Source organism: Chitinivibrionales bacterium, from assembly GCA_035516255.1.
Classification (GTDB): Bacteria; Fibrobacterota; Chitinivibrionia; order Chitinivibrionales; family FEN-1185; genus FEN-1185.
Genome location: DATJAL010000061.1, coordinates 1 through 18,218, shown reverse-complemented (window position 1 = coordinate 18,218; position 18,218 = coordinate 1). Strand labels below are relative to the sequence as shown.

The 18,218-nt window shown below is 53.9% G+C and carries 16 protein-coding genes; 7 read left to right on the top strand and 9 right to left on the bottom strand.

Translation table 11 applies throughout. The annotated features are described in order from the left end of the window. Positions 1-4: 4 nt before the first annotated feature. The gene (locus VLX68_17555; GenBank protein ID HUI94049.1) at positions 5-1,246 is read right to left on the bottom strand and encodes a linear amide C-N hydrolase; all 1,242 of its coding nucleotides are present in this window, start codon (positions 1,244-1,246) and stop codon (positions 5-7) included. 318 nt (positions 1,247-1,564) lie between these two features. Here VLX68_17555 and VLX68_17550 point away from each other — a divergent pair, with 318 nt between their 5' ends. The 3 genes from VLX68_17550 to VLX68_17540 all read left to right on the top strand — a co-directional run bounded on the left by VLX68_17550 (position 1,565) and on the right by VLX68_17540 (position 5,534). Further along, a complete protein-coding gene (locus VLX68_17550) occupies positions 1,565-2,611 on the top strand; it encodes a glycoside hydrolase family 16 protein (GenBank protein HUI94048.1) in 1,047 nt (348 codons plus the stop codon). A 70-nt stretch (positions 2,612-2,681) separates the two neighbouring features. Continuing rightward, on the top strand, positions 2,682-3,728 hold the full coding sequence (locus tag VLX68_17545) for a glycoside hydrolase family 16 protein (GenBank protein ID HUI94047.1): 1,047 nt from the start codon (positions 2,682-2,684) through the stop codon (positions 3,726-3,728). Positions 3,729-3,833: 105 nt separating this feature from the next. Continuing rightward, on the top strand, positions 3,834-5,534 hold the full coding sequence (locus tag VLX68_17540) for a glycoside hydrolase family 30 beta sandwich domain-containing protein (protein ID HUI94046.1): 1,701 nt from the start codon (positions 3,834-3,836) through the stop codon (positions 5,532-5,534). Positions 5,535-5,716: 182 nt separating this feature from the next. On the opposite strand, the gene VLX68_17535 is transcribed toward VLX68_17540, so the two are convergent. The 4 genes from VLX68_17535 to VLX68_17520 all read right to left on the bottom strand — a co-directional run bounded on the left by VLX68_17535 (position 5,717) and on the right by VLX68_17520 (position 9,519). After that, entirely contained in the window at positions 5,717-6,283 is a 567-nt protein-coding gene (locus VLX68_17535) for a hypothetical protein (protein ID HUI94045.1), read from the bottom strand. Positions 6,284-6,299: 16 nt separating this feature from the next. Beyond that, a complete protein-coding gene (locus VLX68_17530; protein HUI94044.1) occupies positions 6,300-6,683 on the bottom strand; it encodes a hypothetical protein in 384 nt (127 codons plus the stop codon). A gap of 29 nt (positions 6,684-6,712) precedes the next feature. Then, on the bottom strand, positions 6,713-7,189 hold the full coding sequence (locus tag VLX68_17525) for a DUF2147 domain-containing protein (protein ID HUI94043.1): 477 nt from the start codon (positions 7,187-7,189) through the stop codon (positions 6,713-6,715). Between the two features lie 269 nt (positions 7,190-7,458). Beyond that, on the bottom strand, positions 7,459-9,519 hold the full coding sequence (locus tag VLX68_17520; GenBank protein ID HUI94042.1) for a sodium-translocating pyrophosphatase: 2,061 nt from the start codon (positions 9,517-9,519) through the stop codon (positions 7,459-7,461). Positions 9,520-10,105: 586 nt separating this feature from the next. On the opposite strand from VLX68_17520, the gene VLX68_17515 reads away from it, so the two are divergent. Further along, complete coding sequence (locus VLX68_17515; protein HUI94041.1) at positions 10,106-10,828, top strand: hypothetical protein; 723 nt, start codon at positions 10,106-10,108, stop codon at positions 10,826-10,828. A 175-nt stretch (positions 10,829-11,003) separates the two neighbouring features. Here VLX68_17515 and VLX68_17510 read toward each other — a convergent pair whose 3' ends face one another. Together VLX68_17510 and VLX68_17505 are read right to left on the bottom strand one after the other, a co-directional pair. Further along, positions 11,004-11,345, bottom strand: a complete 342-nt coding sequence (locus VLX68_17510; protein HUI94040.1) for a hypothetical protein — start codon at positions 11,343-11,345, stop codon at positions 11,004-11,006. A gap of 370 nt (positions 11,346-11,715) precedes the next feature. Beyond that, on the bottom strand, positions 11,716-12,543 hold the full coding sequence (locus tag VLX68_17505) for a hypothetical protein (protein ID HUI94039.1): 828 nt from the start codon (positions 12,541-12,543) through the stop codon (positions 11,716-11,718). Between the two features lie 209 nt (positions 12,544-12,752). On the opposite strand from VLX68_17505, the gene VLX68_17500 reads away from it, so the two are divergent. After that, complete coding sequence (locus tag VLX68_17500; GenBank protein HUI94038.1) at positions 12,753-13,487, top strand: hypothetical protein; 735 nt, start codon at positions 12,753-12,755, stop codon at positions 13,485-13,487. Between the two features lie 451 nt (positions 13,488-13,938). Here VLX68_17500 and folD read toward each other — a convergent pair whose 3' ends face one another. Further along, entirely contained in the window at positions 13,939-14,790 is an 852-nt protein-coding gene (folD, locus tag VLX68_17495; protein ID HUI94037.1) for a bifunctional methylenetetrahydrofolate dehydrogenase/methenyltetrahydrofolate cyclohydrolase FolD, read from the bottom strand. Between the two features lie 190 nt (positions 14,791-14,980). Between folD and VLX68_17490 the strand changes: the two genes are divergently transcribed. Both VLX68_17490 and VLX68_17485 read left to right on the top strand, forming a co-directional pair. Next, positions 14,981-15,814, top strand: coding sequence for a TIGR02147 family protein (locus VLX68_17490; GenBank protein HUI94036.1), 834 nt, complete (start codon positions 14,981-14,983; stop codon positions 15,812-15,814). A gap of 3 nt (positions 15,815-15,817) precedes the next feature. Then, positions 15,818-17,509, top strand: coding sequence for a hypothetical protein (locus tag VLX68_17485; GenBank protein ID HUI94035.1), 1,692 nt, complete (start codon positions 15,818-15,820; stop codon positions 17,507-17,509). A 53-nt stretch (positions 17,510-17,562) separates the two neighbouring features. On the opposite strand, the gene VLX68_17480 is transcribed toward VLX68_17485, so the two are convergent. Further along, positions 17,563-18,039 (bottom strand): hypothetical protein, encoded by a 477-nt coding sequence (locus VLX68_17480; protein ID HUI94034.1) that lies wholly within the window; start codon positions 18,037-18,039, stop codon positions 17,563-17,565. Between the last annotated feature and the right edge of the window lie 179 nt (positions 18,040-18,218).

Below are 18,218 nucleotides of genomic sequence, written 5' to 3'. Positions count from 1 at the left end.
ACGGTCATTTGCCTTGGATGATAACTCCAGCCGCTGCGCATGACTGTTTCGGGAGCATCACCTTTGTCCCCGCCCGCGCGGGATACCGGATGATTGCAGTTCCCAGCAACCTTCCCAGCAGATCGAACAGTCTTGCTCTGGATGAGTTCCATGCCGGCAGGCTCCGCGTTACGCCGGCCACGCCTGCATCGGTACATGTACACTGTTCCGGATACTGTGCGAAAAAATCGAGCGCCGGCTGGTACACGGTTATTCCGAGGTTTTCCCATGCGTCCAGGATGAGCGTTTCGTTCGCCTGCGTGGAATAGTCCGTGAAACCAGCGGTCGCGTCCCCGGAGGCCACGGCCTCCACATTCAACATTTTTACCGGCGTGCGGCATGACATGTCGAACGATGCAAGGTTGAAATAGCGGAATTGTTGGTTGGACTGGCTTTTAAAGACCACATACAGGCCCTTTGGGTCAAAGATAACGCTGTATTGGGTAGATCCCTGCTCCGTTCTTGACAAAATGTATTCCCCATACGTGCCGGTTGCAACGGCAGTGTCGTAATTTTTCGAAAGAGTCGCTGCGCGAAAGAACCGGTCAAGTGAACCGGTGCTTGCCGTATCGGTCAGTCCCTTGCTCAAGTAAGCAAGGGAATTGTCGTAGGTATCGTTGGTGAGCGCGGCATAGGGCAGGCCAGCGCCTGTATGGCACACCATGACGCCGTTCAGGTGCTCGATCACCGCTGTGGCCCCGCTCTTGTCGGTGACGAAAAAATGCACCCGGGAATAATCTCCAGAGGGCTGGCGTATCCGGATGGTTTTATCGCTCGCGACGACCTCGTCCACGGTGCTGAAATTGTCGAGCTGGTACTGGATCCACTGATCCATGGAAACCGATTTTCTCGCGTCCGGAGCGGGGTATTGCGCTTCGCTCAAGTACAGCCCGTTCACCACCAATCCGGCCTCGTTCATGCCAGCAAACCCGTTTTCGCGTCCATACTGGCAGAACGTCGCGCTGCCGTACCGGGACAGCCATTGGGCCGGGTTGTCCGGCGCCTCGCCGTAATAGGCAAACGCGGTCTTGGACAAGCCGCTTTTATTGATGAAAACGATGCACTCGTTGAACCCCCAGTCATAGTTCCTTCCGACCACCGGCTGGTCGCCCTTCTGAATACAAAATACGGTGCAGGCATTCAGTTGTAAATTTGTTGCGGCCAGTGCGAGGATAATTGCGGCCATGATTCTGCGTTGAGCGGTCATGGGTTCCTTCCGACGGCGAAGAGCATAACACACCCGATATATATTATTCTATCATATGCAATGAATGAATTTATAGCAAAAGTTGCAAAATAACTGAAAATACGGACTGAAATATCCGCATTGCAATTCTTATCCTTGCAGTTGCAGATTTTTAGGAAATGCTTATTTATACGAACCTGCTGTCCAATAAAAAATTTTTAACAAGAAGATTTTTTTCCAAGCAAAACGCCGCATGCACCATTATATTATGAGCAAGAAAGAAGTTTTAGATAATTTAATCGCTTCAACACAACCGGGGGGATAGAGAGGGCTTACAAAATGGCGCTTCACCGCCTGAAAACAACAACATTTGTCCAACTCACATTTGTGTTCCTTTTTTTACTGTCATCAAATGCTTTTTCCGGAGGTTGGAAACTATTCTGGTCCGATGAGTTCGACAGCACGGCCCTCAACGAAAGCAACTGGACGGTGAATCCGACAAACAACCCGCCCAACGGCGAACAGGAACAATACACCGCAGGCCACGACCAGGCAGGCTCCAACATTTTCGTGAAAAACGGCCATCTCATTATTGAAACAAGAAACAACGGCACCATCACCTCCGGCAGATTTAACAGTTCGAACAAGAAAACATTCATGTACGGCCGCATCGAAGCGAGCATGCGCCTGCCCCTCACCCAGGGCATGTGGCCCGCGTTCTGGATGCTCGGCGTGGGCGGCGGGTGGCCGGTGTGCGGAGAAATTGACATAATGGAAGGCAAGGGCAGGCTTCCGAACTGGACCTCGGGCACCTTCCACTGGGCATCGAACAACTCCCAGGTGGGCGGCACCTATACCATGCCCACAGGCAACGTGCATGACAACTTCCATACGTACGCGATCGAATGGAACACCGATTCGATACGCTGGTATTTTGACACCGTCAATTTCGTGACGCTTGTAAAAGCACAGCATCCCGACGTTCCTATTGACAAACAGTATTACATCATCTTCGACCTTGCCGTTGGCGGCAACTTCGACGGCAATATCAACAATACCACCGTGTTCCCGGAAAGCCTCATCGTGGACTATGTCCGCGTGTACCAATGGGACCCGAACGTGGGAACGGTGTTGCCGGCTGCCGCAAGCCCCGCACGTCCGTCCGCCTCCCTGAAAACGTCGGGCGGCTCGGTTTTTGTCGACCTCCCCTCCCGTCAGACCTATTATTTTGAACTGGTTTCGGTGCGGGGCGAGAAGGTGCTGTCGGCACGCGGGACTGCCTCATCATTCAGGATCGACGCGGGCAGGCTCTCCCCGGGCGTCTATTGCGCGGCGGTCCGCGGCGCCTTCGGCGCGCTCACCGGACGCGTCGTCGTCCAGCGGTGAACGGCGCGCACGCCGTCCTCATCCGATCAGAAGCGTTCTGCCAATTCTTATCAGTAAAGGAATGGATGCCGTGGCGATTTCCCGTTTTGCCGCTTTTATTTTCATGCTCCCCCTTTCCCTTTGCGCCCAGGGCTGGAAGCTCGTGTGGGCCGACAGCTTCGACACCTATTCCGGCCTTCCGGATTCGACAAAATGGAGCTATCAGGTGGGCGCCGGCGGCTGGGGCAACAACGAGGCGGAATACTACACCGCAAACCGGCCGGAAAACTGCAGGGTGGAAAACGGCACCCTTATCATCGAGGCGCGGCAGGACTTCTGGCAGAACAACGAATACACCTCGGCGCGCATCCGCACCATGAACAAGGGCGACTGGCTGTACGGCCGCTTCGAGGTGCGCGCGAAGCTGCCCTACGGCGGCGGCACCTGGCCCGCCATCTGGATGATGCCCACCGACAATGCCTACGGCGGCTGGCCCCAAAGCGGCGAAATTGACATAATGGAACACGTGGGCAACGACCCCAGCGTGATCCACTTTTCCGCGCACAGCCTCACGTACAACTGGCGCGCCGGCACGGCCAAGACCGACACCACGCGCGCCGACGACTTCGCGACCGCGTTCCACGTGTACGCCATGGAGTGGACGCCCGACACCATCCGCGGCTACCTCGACACCCTGTGCTATTTCACCTATGTCAACGAGCACTCCGGCTGGGAATCGTGGCCGTTCGACCGGCGGTTCTATTTCATCCTCAACATCGCACTCGGCGGCGACTGGGGCGGCGCCATCGACAACAACATTTTTCCCCAGCAGATGGTGATTGATTACGTCAAGGTGTACCAATGGTCGAATGGTGCCTCCGCCCGCGATAAAAAAACCGCTGCGCCGCGCCCCGGCTATTCGGTACAGCGGCTTACTCACTCGCTCATGGTCACCATGCCCTCCCCTGACCGCCGTACGGCCAGCCTTTACGGGCTGGACGGCCGCGTCTCGGTCGTCGCCAACTGCACCGGCAATTTCTGCACGCTGCCGCTTTGCTCGCTTGCCAAAGGAACATACCTGCTCCGGATATCAGGAGTAAAAGATGTCTTTCAGACCAGAATCATTTGGGACAGATGACACCCTGCGCATGACAGATCACGCTACCGCTTTGCGTTCTCCCAACACTATTTTCATTACTTTGCCGAAACCACTATTTCATGGAAATTACCGGGGCCTCGCGGTATGCAACGTTTAATACTGTTTTTTACGCTGATCATCCTGACCTTGCATTCATCGCCGAGTTTCGCCGCGGGTGAAACCGTGAAGGCCTGGATCACCACGACCACGTCGACGTGGGTCGCGCGCGGGCTCGAACCCTGCGATTCGGCCGTGTTCGGCCAGGACACGCAGCACGCCGACATGGTCCTCTCGGTGAACGAGAAAATAAAATACCAGCAATGGGAAGGCGCGGGCGCATCGTTCACCGACGGCGCAGCCTGGCTGGTGGACAGTGTTGTCAAACCGGAACTCCGCGACAGCCTCATGACCGCCCTCTTCGACCCGGTCAAGGGGATCGGGGTGAGCTACCTGCGCAACCCCATGGGCTCGTCCGACCTCACGCTCGAGCGGTATACCTACGACGACAGCGCGGCCGACAAATACGACTCAATGCTGCCCAATTTCAGCATCAACCACGACCGGCGGGACGTGCTCCCCCTGACCAAGAGGGCGCGGGCGCTTAACCCCGCGCTCACCCTGCAGATGAACGCCTGGAGCCCGCCGGCATGGATGAAATCGAACAACAGCCTCGTTGGGGGCGAGATCCTCCCCGCGTGCTATCCGCACCATGTAAACTATTACCTCAAGACCATCCAGGCATACGATGCGGAGGGCGTGCACATTAATTACGTGACGCTCAACAATGAACCGTCCTGCTGCGACAGCATCGACTATCCGTCGGTTTCGATAATGGGCAGCGACGCCATGCACACCATGCTCACGAGTTACTGGCTGCCCGCGTTCGCGGCCGCAAAGCTGACCACCAAGATCCTGCTTCTGGATTTCAACTGGGACCACTTCAGCCTGGTTCAGCCGTTTTTGAACGACCCGGCGATCCAGTACAGTCCCATCATCGGCGGTGTGGCGTTTCATGGGTACGGCGGCGACCCTTCGCTTCAGACAACAGTTTTTGACCAGGGCTATAACGTTTACTTCACCGAATGGTCGGGGTTCACCGACGGCCGGCCCCAGCAGGAGGCCGACATGCGGAAAATGGTCGCCGTGATCCGCGATTTCTCAAGATCATTTGTCAAATGGCCCATCGCCGCCGACGAGCAGAACGGGCCGCATGTGGGCGGCTGCAGCGACTGCCGGGGCCTGGTGCGCGTGTGGCGCTACGACGCGTCAAAACAGGGCACGTTTGACTTTCGCATCGACTACTACGACATCGGCCACATCACCAAGTTCGTCTCCAACGGCGCGTACCGCATACAGTCAACCTACGACAACCAGCTCCTCAATGTTGCCTTTGTAAACCCGGACCAGTCCATCGCGCTGCTCGTGTTCAACGACACGCTTGCCGACAAGACCGTCAGGGTGGTGTGGGGCGGCCAGTCGTTTTCCTACCTCGTGCCCTCAAAGGCAAGCTTCACGTTCAAATGGGCGCCGACTGTTTCCATTTCGGAAAGGATGGCGCAGGCCGCGGCGTTCGGCCGCCGCGTTTGGGCGCGGCAGTCGGCTGACGGGATTTCCCTAAAATTTCCTTCTGTAAACACCTATGCGGTCGAGCTGTTTGCCATGAGCGGACGGGCGCTGATTAAAAAAATTGTTTCAGGCGACCGGGCGGCGCTCAACACGCGAGGACTCGGCACGGGGATATATATGGTAAAGATCACGTGCGGGAAGTGTTCGCTCCAGCCGTTCCACTGGATAATAGGGAATTGATTCTCTCTCTTGTCAATTGTTATCGCCCCGGACAATCCCGCAACAGCAGATTTTTTTAAGCGCCCTTCGAAGCACCGCCGCAATCGTGACCTTGGCAAATGAGGGGAAAACAAGGAAAGGGAAAAATACCAGTGAAATGATAAGCCGCGATTTTAATCGATCCTGGTTATCCGGCAAAATGACTATATGGCGTTTATCTTCATTGTGAACACATACTCGCTTACGACGCCGCCGATCTGGAACGCCAGCACGACGCTCACGTTTTTCCCCACGTCGCCCTGTGAGAACAGCGGGTACAGCGACCAGCCGCCGCTGCCGTACAGGTACACGTTGATATGTTCGGACGGCAGCATGATTTCCGAAACCGTCTCTCCCTTGGCGACAACGGTCGGCTGCTGCTGCACCGACTTCTGCGCATAGCTGACGCCGCGGTGGATCACCCGCTTGCGCTCGCCGCGGGGATTGACATACGCGGATTTCTCCCAGAGAATGGAAACGGGTTTCCCCGTCTTATTTTTCAAGTTGAACTCAAACTGGTATTCGGTGATGAAGAACACGGCGTCGAAAAGGCTGTCGCTGAACCGGTACTTTATGGACATCGTATCGGGGTCCCTGGCGATCGCAACGGGACCGCACTTCTCGGCCGCACCCGCGGGACGCTGCACGTCGAGCAGGGTGAAATTGCAGAAATACGTGTTGGCGCACGAGATGAGGAGAACGGCGGCCGACAGCAAGGCCAGTTTTTTCATGCTTGATTCCAGGTTCTTACCGCGACCATTTGTACGTCCCCTTGACCACCCATACCCCGTTGGCCTTTTCCACCTCATAGGCCGTGCCCGATGCAGCCTGGGGCACGCGCTGCTCCGCGGTCAGGACGTCAAGGCGGTTGCAGGACAGCTTGTAGTTCCTGTCTTTGTTTAATTTCATGAGGTCCCTTGCGGAATAGGAAATCTTGAGGACCGGCTGCGCGGTCTGGGCCGAAACGACCTTGATGATGCTGTCCGCCTCGGGCTTTGAGAGGCAGTCCAGGATCCACACGTCATTGTACTGGTAGGTGGTCACGACCATGAGTTTGGTCTTTTGGGTCGTCTTGACGCAACCGGCCATCGAAAGAAGAAACAGAACGAAAAGAAATTGGAGAACTCTCATGGAACACCTGCTTGCTATATCGTTCAATGTTATTTTCTCGCCACGGCCTCGATCCGCTCGATCTTTCGCCGGGTCTCGACCGTGGGCCTCACCCAGTTTTTTGTAATTCCCAAAACGCTTATCCCCAGATAGCCCCGCATGCGCAGTTTTTGCCCGTTATCGGTGATCGTACAAAGGCATGAGTAGGTCTTTCCGTTTTCGCAATCATACACCGTCCCTTTTTCCCACCGGTTCTTTTTTGCATTAAACACAAGCCCGGACAGCACGGTCGCGCCGTACATTTTTCTTGACTTGAGGGAATCCACTGGATTGAGCGTGTCGATCAAATCGGGATGCGAAAGCCCGAGCTGCCTGGCGCGGTATTCGTTGCCGGCCTTGTAGAAATCAAAACACGCCGTGCCCTCGGGATTCTGCCATTTGCCGAGAATCGAATCGCCGGGAGAGGCGGAAATAAAATAAAAGTGTGACAGGAGGATGATGATCGAAAAACGATAGGTAGTTTTCATAAAAAAAATAAAATGAATACTCTTGAATGATCGTTGGATAAGAAAAATATACTAAGAAAATCAGGGAAAAGAAAGCGCCTCAACTAGGTGGACGAAATGAACTACCTCGAAGCAGAGCTTCAAGGTGCCAAGAAATTTAAGAATAATTTAGAACCGCAGCAGAGCTGCGGGGAATTTTACCTTTCCTGAGAGCAATAAAAAAGGCGGGGAAACTTACACTGTCACCCCGCCTGTCCTTCATCAAAAACTATACTGCAAATAAAAAGGGCCTACTTGATAAGCGGCACAATGAGCAGCGCCACGATGTTCACCACCTTGATCATGGGGTTGATGGCGGGGCCCGCCGTGTCTTTGTACGGGTCGCCCACGGTGTCGCCCGTGACCGCTGCCTTGTGCGCGTCTGACTTCTTGCCGCCGTACGCGCCGTTCTCGATGAACTTCTTGGCATTGTCCCATGCGCCGCCGCCGCTGGTCATGGCGATGGCCAGGAACAGTCCGGTCACGATCGCGCCGATGAGCACGCCGCCGAGCGCCTCTTTGCCCAGGCCCGGGATGAGTCCGACGGCAATGGGCACCGCGACGGGAAGAAGAGCGGGAAGCATCATCTGCTTGATCGCGCCTTTTGTCACGATGTCAACGCAGGTTCCATATTGCGGTTTCTGCGTTCCCGCCATGATGCCGGGAAACGCCTTGAACTGGCGCCTGACTTCCTCGACAACGCCGCCTGCGGCGGTTCCCACGGCCTCCATGAGCAGCGAGCCGAAAAAGAACGGCAACAAGCCGCCTATAAGGAGACCGACCAGCACCCGCGGATCGGAGAGATCGAACGAGATCGCGGTACCGAACGACCGGGAAAACTCGGCGAACAGCACGAGCGCTGCAAGCGCCGCCGAGCCGATGGCATACCCCTTTGTGACGGCCTTTGTGGTGTTGCCCACGGCGTCGAGGGGGTCGGTGATGTTGCGTACCGCCTCGGGCAACTCGGCCATCTCGGCGATGCCGCCCGCATTGTCGGTGATCGGGCCGTAGGAGTCGATGGCCACCACGATACCGGTCATGGAAAGCATGGCGACTGCGGAAAGGGCGATTGCAAAGAGACCCGCCGCGGCGTTCTGGAAACCGTGGCCGAGCCAGAACGCGCCCAGGATCGAGGCGCTTATCACGAGCGCCGGGAGCGCCGTTGACTTCATCGACACTGCAAGACCGGCAATGATGTTTGTCGCGTGGCCTGTCTGGCTCGCGCTGGCAATATGCCTGACCGGCCCGAAACTCGTCGAAGTGAAATATTCCGTGATCATGACGATGAGGCCGGTAAGCGCCAAGCCGATGACAGCCATGAGGAACACATTCAGGGCCGAAAAAACCTGCTCACCCGCGGGGAGCTGCTTGATGAAAAGGACGGAGACGAAATAGAATGCGATCGCGGCAAGCACACCGGAGACCGCGAGCCCCTTGTACAATGCTCCCATGATGTACTGCGTCTTCCCCATCTTGACAAAGTACGTTCCGATGATCGACGCAACGATGGAAATGGCGCCTATGAGAAGAGGGAATTCCACCCACATGCTCTGCGCGCCGAACACCGTCTTGGCAAGAAGGATAGCGGCGACGATCGTCACCGTATAGGTTTCATACAGGTCGGCCGCCATTCCGGCGCAGTCGCCCACGTTGTCGCCCACGTTATCGGCGATCACGGCCGGGTTGCGCGGATCGTCTTCGGGTATTCCTGCTTCAACTTTTCCTACCAGATCGGCGCCCACGTCGGCGGCCTTGGTGTAAATGCCGCCCGCGATGCGCGCAAACACGCTCATAAGCGAGCAGCCGAACCCGAGACCGACCAGTGCATGAAACGCGGATTCGGGCGCGTAATGTTTCGCCACCATGTAGAAGCCGGTCACGCCGAGAAGGCCGAGGCCGACAACCATAAGGCCCGTCACTGACCCGCCCTTGAAAGCCAGGGACAATGCCTTCTGCAGCCCGTTCTTCGCGGCCTCGGCCGTGCGCACATTGGAGCGCACGGTCACCATCATGCCGATATATCCGGCCAGCGCGGAGCCGACCGTGCCGATGAGAAAGCCGATGGCGATCCAGACGCCGCTTCCTGTTTTCCAACCCATGATACCCAACAAGACGACAATGACCACGGCAACCATGGCAACGGTGCGGTATTCCCGGTTGAGAAACGCGGTGGCGCCCTCGCGGACCGCTTCGGAAATCTGCTTCATGCGGTCGGAGCCGCTCGGCTGCTTCATGATCCAGCCCGCGGTGACAAGCGAATAAAGAACTCCCAGAACTCCTGCCCCAAGGGCACACCAGGTGATGTAATGCATACTCCTGCTCCTCGGTTAAAATGTATGATAAAAACAAAACAGTGGCGGCCTAACAAAATAAATAAAAGATGGCATGAAAAAAAGGTTTCTGGTGGGGGAAAAAGTTATGAAGAATGCTTGAAGATGAATAAGAAATACGGGGGAGAAGTATCTCCCCCGGCCTCGGCCTCCCCGGCACTCCCCTCTCCTGGGTGCAGCTGGGAACCACCCGTTGCAAGCCCTAACCTACTGCTGGGCGCACCCTTGAAGCGACTGTTTTTGAGAAATGGAAACTTACCAATTGATTGATTGGAAAATGTTTTGGTTGGGTTTCCTGAGCCCCGCAGGGGCGAAATATCTGTAGCCCGGGGCAACGCCCTGGGGAAAATGAAAAACACAAACCATTTTCCCTCTTCGATTCGGAGAGGGGTGGCCCGAAGGGCCGGGGCGAGGTCATGTCTTAAGAAACAAATTTTCTATTTTCCATTAATTATATTTTTGTAAACAGATGAAAAGAGCCAGACATAATAGTATCGTCCTTCTAGCTCCTATTTTTCTTTTTGCCTCATCTACATTTGCCACTCAAGGCCTTATCTATTATCAATCCTTGGGATTTTCACTCAACCCCCTCGGGGTGCTGCTCGATTCCCGGGCCCAGTACCGGCTGCCCCTGTCTAAAAGCAAAAACATTTTCTGGAAATCCACCAAACTCGACGCGGGACTCGCGAACGAATGGACGCCGGCGGACGATTTCCTGGGCCTGCGCGTCACCCTGGAGCCCATCGCCTTTTTCGACATCACCCTGCGCGGCGGCTACTACGGCATGTTCAATGTTTTCGGATACGGGTATTATCCCATGGCGACGGCAACTTCCGATTACGGCGACTCCGCGCGCAAGGCCATTCATCCCGCCTCGGTCAACGGCTGGTGGTGCTCTGCCGCACCCGAAATAAAAGTAAAGCTCGGCCGTTTCATCGCGGTCGACTGCGTCACCGCGAACTATTTCGATATGAAAAGCTCGGGTTATTTTCTTGAAATACACTCCTGGGCACTTCACAAAACGGAAGACGTCGACGTGCAGGACGACGCCTATGCTCTGGTTGAAATAAACAAAATGGTCATGAGCGGCCTCAACTACCACACCCTTTCAGTGCTCGGCACCAAGGTGTTCTCCGACCGCCTGAGCGCCATGGCCATAATACAGCCTGAATGGAAAACCTTTGAATCGAATTTTCTCGCGGTGATGGCTGGCCTGTACTTTCGGGATCCGCAGTTCCGGGGGAAGGGGTATTTTGCGATTCAGGCGGGATTTGAGTTAAAAGTAAAATAATATCAATATGATTTGGGCGCCTGCCGGTCACGGCACCGGTTCTCCTTTCGGGCTCGGCTGTTCGCCTCGTTGCCGGTCCGCCCGAAGTCGCCTGCGGCGAGGGGTCGGCCGGCAATTCGTTTGAGCTCACCCTCCAGTCCAACCTGGCGCGAAAATTCATCCTCTTCTTTTTGTCTTACCAAATAAAAAAAATCAATTCAGTTATTGCCCCAAAGAAGTTGCATACATCCAGAATTGTAGCCTTTTTCAAACCAATATTGTTAAATGCATTCCATCGTTGTTGTGGAATATCCACAATTGGTTTTGACATCGAGATCAAATCATCGGCAAGGAAGGCATCCCAAATTCCATATTTTGAAAAGACAGGCTCATCAATTTTTAGTTGAATATTCCTAAAAGATATTTTTTTTATATTTTCAAGTAATTGCTCTACAAGTACGCGATTGAACCCCTTTTTTTCAAGCGCGTCAATTAAATCATTATTTGACTTTTTCAACATTTGCATTTTTAGTTTCATTTTCGGCTTAATCCAGTGCTCGCGGGGCGCCGGGCAGCACCGCTCTCCAGAGCGGCCTCCAGTCCTACCTAACGCCGGGCAGAAGACCTTTTGCCGGTTTTATTTTTTTTCTCAAGTGGTCAGCCAGACGAGTACTTTATTTCAACTTTATCTGTGCTGTCTATAATATTCTTCTTTTTCCACAAAATAATAGCTCGAGTAACCGCCACCGTCTCGCCAGCCACCAAGTCTGCCTGCAAACCACCGAGTACCGGCGCCAAAGAGGGGGTGTGCCCCCGGATCGCCGCCGCCTTCCCGATTTTTGTTTTTGTCAAGAAGGCGGCGGAAGCCGGGGGCCAGGGGGAGACTTCCCCCGCCAAAAATTTTAAAATTATTTCATCAAATCGCCGCGCGGAGCCTTTTCCTTCTTCCTTTCCACCTCGGTCCGCAACATCGCCGACATCACGTTCGCCGAATCGGGCACGGTAAACGAAACGGCCTCGGTGCCGGACGTCCAGTCCCGTTCGGCCTGCAGCCCGTGCTTGAACAGGGTCTTGCTCTTCATGAGAAGACAGTACGATCCCGGCTTGATCAGAAACGGCGCCGGCTTGTCGAAATCCACCGGCACGTTGATGCGCTTGCCCGTTGCGGTGTTGACAAAGTTCAAATCGTATGAATACGTTTCATTGCCGGTGATCGTCATGATGACCGCACTCTGCGAAAACGCCTTTTCGACAAGCCCGGCCTGCAGCGTGGATTCGGGGCAGAACATCTGCCGCCAGACCATTTTATATTGGTCGAGCTTCACTTTGTTCGTTTTTATTTCAAAGATGTAATTCTTGTAGTTGACCTTCTGCTCGCAGCGCGCCAGCCCGTCGAAAAGCTGTTGCACCTCGCCGGGCACCTTTGTGTCCACGTTCAGCCAGTCAACGATTTCGGCAATGGGCTTCTCCCAGGTCTGTGGGTTCATTTGCGATATCTTGAGGTTTGCCGCCGTGGTTTTATTCGGAATATCGGGAAAGGTCCTGCCCTCGGTCTTTGCGACGAGCGCCATGCCGTACGACGACATCGCAGAATCGTACACGCCGGAATTTTCCAGGCTCGCCGCCGACCGCTCCTTTGACGTCGCCACCCTGCCCGGGCCCATCATGACCACCGTGACGATGATAATGACGATCACCGCCACCGCCGCAAGAAAAAACAATATCTGCCGGTTCATGGCACACTCCTTTGGTAAAGGTTCCTATCTGAATAGAAGGCGGGCTGATGCGGCCGGGATTCCCGGCGATGAAGCATGGTTCATCATCGCGCCACCCGCGTCCTGCGAAAATCACGGTTACCTGCGGCACCGTACGATAATCTATCTTTAGGAGATAGAATATCAATAAAATAAATATACCACCATCACCAGTTGCAAACCGGACGAATATGAAAAAGAACCTGTCCCTGTTGGTCCCGATTGCGGCCCTGTGCCTGGCCGGCTGCGCGGGCCGAATGGCGACCTACGAAAACGACAGCGCCGGCCTTCTTCTTGACAAAGGAAAAACAGTGCTGTGCCTGCCGCTTGACACCCTCCATGTCCTCTACGTGGACAACACCAAGGCGATCCCCGATTCCCTTTTCAACGATTCCTTTTTTATCCGGGCCGCGAATGCGCTGCTCTCCTTTGAGGTCTCACAGAATTTCAGATTGTGCCAAAGCAAGCCGGACACGCTCGATTCCCTTTCTGATTTCAGGCGCGGCGGCTATTCCCTGCTCGACAAGGACACGGCGAACCTCCGCGACATTTCGCTGCGCGTGCAGTCCCTGGCGAAAAAGCACGGCGCCGACTTCATCGCCGTGCCCTATTCCTGCGAAATCAGGAACGCGGCGATCCGGCCAACGGGCTGGCGCCACGACAGGTTCAACGGCCCTTCCTATGAACGGCCCACTTCCTATACGGCCAAAACGAGCTTTCACGTGCAGATATGGGACAAAACCGGGCGCGTCATTTACGAGCGCACCGGAAGGAGCGACACGGGAAGGCCCTTTTTGTATTCGTGGTTCAACCGGGAAAAGAAGCCCGACGCCGATATCGTGAAATACGCCAAACGGTTTTACGCGCCGCCGCTGGTGAAGTCGCTGTATGAGGCGATAAAATTAGCGATGATGGTAAGAATTTAATTTTTGAAAAAAATTCTGGTTGGGGGAGGTTTCCCCCTCGCTACGGCCCGGTCGCGCTCCAAATTATTTCCTACGATATCGTATCCGAAATCCAGCGCGGCCGGTCCTCCGCTACCCCCTCCTGGGTGCGGCCAGGTACCAATAGCTGCAAGCCTGAACCTTCTGTTGGGCGCACCCTTGTGACGACAGCTGAACAGGAATCTAACGAGTTTACTTACCATCGTGAAACATTGGAAACGACAGGTTGCTTCCGCTCCCCTTTTCCTGATTCGGGGAAAGGGGCAGGGGGACAGAGGTTATGTCACAAAAAGCAAATCATTCAGATTGGTTTACTTCTTGCAGATTGACTGGCTGCTGACCGGTGGCCGCTGATAGCTGCGGCTATGAAATAGACTTTTCTCGGCTGTCAAACTACAATTTTCTCTGTGCCCACTGTGTCTCTGTGGCAATCTTATTTACCGATACCGCAGGCCTTTTCGGCGGCCTCTACCGTTTGCCGCAGGAGCGTCGCGATCGTCATCGGCCCCACCCCGCCGGGAACGGGCGTGTAGGCGCTTGAGCGCGGCGCTGCTCCCTCAAGGTCAACGTCGCCCACCTTGCCCGGATGGTATCCGGCGTCAACGATCACCGCGCCGTCCTTTATCCAGTCCGCCTTGATGAATTTCGGTTTCCCCACCGCGCCCACCACGATGTCGGCCTGACGCACCAGACCCGGCAGGTCCTGCGTTCTTGAATGGCAGATGGTGACCGTTGCATGCTTGTTGAGCAGCATCATGGCCATGGGTTTGCCGAGAATCGGGCTCCTGCCCACCACCACGGCGTGCTTTCCCGCGAACGGGATTTTGTAATGTTCGAGCAAGGTCATGATGCCGGCGGGCGTGCAGCTGCCGTAGGCCGCCTCGCCCATTGCCATGCGGCCGAAACCCAGGCAAGTCACGCCGTCAACGTCCTTGCCGAGAGCGATGCGGTCAAAGCATTGCCGCTCGTCAATGTGGCCCGGCACCGGGTGCTGCAGAAGGATGCCGTGGACGTTTTTATCGGCATTAAGCCCGTCGATCGCGGCAAGCAATTGTTCGGTGGTCGTCGCTTCGGGAAGCTCCACCTTTTTCGATTGCATGCCCACGCGCGAACAGGCATTGCCCTTCATTTTTACATAGGTGGCACTTGCCGGGTCAGCGCCCACCAGAATGGTGGCCAGGATTGGGACCGCGCCTGTTTTCTTTGCAACCGCTTCAACGCGGGGCCTGAGGGATTCTTCGATTGACTTTGCGAGGGAGGCGCCGTCGAGAATGAGCGGAGGCATGGGTTGTCCTTTTTTGATAGAGATTGAATTTTCCAAGAAAGATAAAAATAAATAAAGGATTGAAGATATCACAGACCGCAAATTAACAAGGCTTTGCCAGCAGACTGTGTTCTAAATGAACACGATATTTTTTCTTCCCTATTGACATCCCCCGCCCATTTTGGTATGTTATATTCAAAAGGATTTATCCATGAAAAAAACCAATATTTATGAGTACACCGATTATCGGCTATATCTTAAAGACGTGTTCAACGAACACAAGCAATTGAACCATACATTCTCCCACCGTTTTGCCGCGTTCAAGCTCGGGCTTTCAACCTCCAACTTTCTCTGGCTCGTGATGCAGGGAAAAAGAAACCTCAACCAGACCCTGTGCCTCAAGCTGTGCGACCTTTTCAAACTCAGCCCCAAGGAATCCGACTATTTCGAAAACATGGTGAATTTCACCCAGGCCAAAACGCACAGGGAAAAAGACCGGTATTTCTCAAGGATGATGGTGATGAGGAAAAATTCCAGCGCAGGCAAGATCGACGAGCGGCTTTATTCGTATTTGAGCAATTGGCACAACGCCGTGATACGCGAGATTGTGACGCAAAAAGGATTTAAAAAAGATTTTGCCAAACTGGCAAAACGTGTCACGCCGCGGATCACCGAATCCCAGGCGAGAAAATCCTTTCAGCTTCTCCTTGAACTTGGCTTGATAAAGGAAAAAGGCGGGCACTTCGTGCAGAGCCCTCCCGTTATCAGCACAGGCCCCGAAGTAACATCGGTCGCGGCAATGAATTTCCATAAAAATCTGGGACATCTGGCGATTGAATCTTTGGACTCGCATAACAAGGACGAAAGAAATGTTACTGCTTGCATAGTCGGCCTCTCAAAGGAATCATATAAACAAGCTGTTGATGCGATCGCGGAGTGCAGAGGCAGGCTTTTGTCAATAGCAGAAGCCGAACGGAACCCGGCGCAGGTGTTCGCGGTGAATTTCCAGTGTTTTCCGGTGTCAACGGAAGAAAAAGAGGAATAAGATATGAAAAAACTATTGTTGGCAGCAGCAATTCTAGTGGTCCTAACTTCTCTCATTTTCCTTCATTGTACGAAAAATATTGCGGGTGGGACAGAGGTAGGGAACCCGAGCGTTTCAGCAATGCTGTATAACCCCGGCGGAACGCCGGCTGCGCATGCTACCGTCCGCTTCTACCCGGTCAATTACAACCCGCGCACCGGCGGATTGGGAAAAATTTTGGCGACAGCCGCAACCGTTGACTCCGCAATCACCGACAGTAACGGCAACTACGCCGCAAAACTTAACACCGGCACTTATAACGTACTCGCCACCGGCGATAGCGGAGTTGTATACCAGGACTCCATAAAAGTAGTCAAAGACTCCACGATCAATCCGCCCACCGATACCCTGAAAGCCCCTGGTTCTTTGCGGGGTGTTATCCGCCTGCAACCGGGCGATGACGCCCGCAAAGTCTTCATTATCGTGATGGGAACCAATACCCTCACAGAGCCGCAAGATTCAGTGGGTAATTTTACGCTGGCAAACATGGCGCAAGGCAGCTATAACGTGCGCATTCTCTCAGTTCTGGACAACTATGGCGTGCTGGATACGAGTCTGGCGGTGAGGGCAGGAAAGAATGATACCTTGGCTGATACGATCGTACTGCCGTTTACAGGGATTCCAATACCAACGGGATTGAAGATTAGTTATGACACCGCAAGGCAGATAGTCACGCTCACCTGGAACAAAGAGGATTCGGCATTGGTCAAGGGGTACAACGTATATCGGCGGAATGTTGACTCAAGCTTCGGCCAGACACCGATCAACGGGACTACGTTGGTCAGAGGTACGGTTTACAGAGACAGCACGGGGATTCAAGACCAGAGCTATGAGTACAAGGTGGTTTCCATCGACAAGGGTGACAATGCGGGAAAGTTCAGCGGAGGCACAACCATTAAGGTGGTTACCAACATCGCACTGATCGATAGCGTTCCTCAATTGAAGCCGGTAGACCGATTTGCTATTGGGCCAGATTCTTTATTCTATGGTGTTTACATCGGTGACAGTTTTGTAAGAGTTTTCAACAGGACTGGTGATTCCATAAGAGTAATTGGTTCGGGCGATTTGAATTCACCCACAGACGTAGCTGTCGATTCACGTGGCAGGATTTATGCAGTCTCGTCGAACGGTATCAATAAATATGCGGCAGACGGCACAACGCTTGGACATTGGGCAGTTACCCAGCCCGTTTATTTGGCGATTGATTCAAACAATTATCTGTACGTTATCTATAATAACGGCCATACCATTGCTAAAGAGGATTCCACCGGGCGAATAGTCGATAGTGTCCAGGTGCAGTCGGCCGTGGAGATTGTAGCAAGCGCCAGCAGAACGGTATTCGTTGGTGATGGCATTTGCCAGTGTATTCATGTAGTGGATACCTCATTGGTGACGATAAGCAGTACCGAATTTAGAGTTGGGACAAGCGGTAGCCCAAACATAATGGCTATTGATACTAAGGGGCGACTTTACACGCGAGATGTTGTTGACTTCGGTGGTCAAGGCGTTCTTGAAGTACACATTTTCGACGCACAAGGTACGTTTGTTGCGAAATTTCAGCCGAGTAGGGGCGGTGATGACATTCACATTTTTGGGAATACAATTTATCTGGTTGACCGAAATCTGGGTCTCTCGACATACCGGCTTCCCTTCTGAAAGGGTGATGGCCAGAGCGGCCATCACCCCGGAACTATTCCGTCACGAACAAATTACGGCGCAGTCGTGGTATGCACCCACGTTACCCCCGTTCCGTTAAGGGCAAGGTACTTGTATCGGATGGTTCCAGCATCATTGTACTGAATAATTAGCTTGTTGTTGCGAATGTAAATCCTGCCTTCTGCGCTCGACGCAGGATTGGCCGGAGTATTTGTAGGTTCCAAAGTAAGAGCACCAGCAACATCAAGCTTGGACCCCGGATTTGTCTGGCCTATTCCGACGTTTCCCCCTGAGTCAATTGTCATACGGATATTAGAAGTTCCGCCTGTTTTGAATTGCATTTTTGCGCTGGCGTTCTTTGAAGTGATGGTAAGACCGTTGGCGGAATCAGCTAAAATATCATTGGAACCGTCCAACCCTACACGCAGACCGTTAAACCCAGCATATCCGGTGACATCAAGCTTTAGTTGCGCTCCGTCAATAGTACCCGGCGACGTATTGCCAATACCTACGAGTCCACTTTCAACCATTAAGGCTTTACCATTTGCATCAGTATAGATGTGTACACTGGACCTGACTCCTTAAAATGGACACTCGTTTAGGCACATTGGTTCAACTTTACAGACTCAAATATACGGGGCGGCATGCCGATCGCCGTATGGATTCTCTGGCCATTATACACATGCTCAATATACTCAAACAATTCTCG

Excerpts from the sequence above, each read along its gene's own strand:
- VLX68_17490 (HUI94036.1), top strand. The coding sequence starts at position 14,981 with ATGAAAAAAACCAATATTTATGAGTACACCGATTATCGGCTATATCTT.
- VLX68_17505 (HUI94039.1), bottom strand. The coding sequence starts at position 12,543 with ATGAACCGGCAGATATTGTTTTTTCTTGCGGCGGTGGCGGTGATCGTC.
- VLX68_17480 (HUI94034.1), bottom strand. The coding sequence starts at position 18,039 with ATGGTTGAAAGTGGACTCGTAGGTATTGGCAATACGTCGCCGGGTACT.
- VLX68_17525 (HUI94043.1), bottom strand. The coding sequence starts at position 7,189 with ATGAAAACTACCTATCGTTTTTCGATCATCATCCTCCTGTCACACTTT.
- VLX68_17520 (HUI94042.1), bottom strand. The coding sequence starts at position 9,519 with ATGCATTACATCACCTGGTGTGCCCTTGGGGCAGGAGTTCTGGGAGTT.
- VLX68_17500 (HUI94038.1), top strand. The coding sequence starts at position 12,753 with ATGAAAAAGAACCTGTCCCTGTTGGTCCCGATTGCGGCCCTGTGCCTG.
- VLX68_17510 (HUI94040.1), bottom strand. The coding sequence starts at position 11,345 with ATGAAACTAAAAATGCAAATGTTGAAAAAGTCAAATAATGATTTAATT.
- VLX68_17540 (HUI94046.1), top strand. The coding sequence starts at position 3,834 with ATGCAACGTTTAATACTGTTTTTTACGCTGATCATCCTGACCTTGCAT.
- folD (HUI94037.1), bottom strand. The coding sequence starts at position 14,790 with ATGCCTCCGCTCATTCTCGACGGCGCCTCCCTCGCAAAGTCAATCGAA.
- VLX68_17485 (HUI94035.1), top strand. The coding sequence starts at position 15,818 with ATGAAAAAACTATTGTTGGCAGCAGCAATTCTAGTGGTCCTAACTTCT.
- VLX68_17550 (HUI94048.1), top strand. The coding sequence starts at position 1,565 with ATGGCGCTTCACCGCCTGAAAACAACAACATTTGTCCAACTCACATTT.
- VLX68_17555 (HUI94049.1), bottom strand. The coding sequence starts at position 1,246 with ATGACCGCTCAACGCAGAATCATGGCCGCAATTATCCTCGCACTGGCC.
- VLX68_17530 (HUI94044.1), bottom strand. The coding sequence starts at position 6,683 with ATGAGAGTTCTCCAATTTCTTTTCGTTCTGTTTCTTCTTTCGATGGCC.
- VLX68_17535 (HUI94045.1), bottom strand. The coding sequence starts at position 6,283 with ATGAAAAAACTGGCCTTGCTGTCGGCCGCCGTTCTCCTCATCTCGTGC.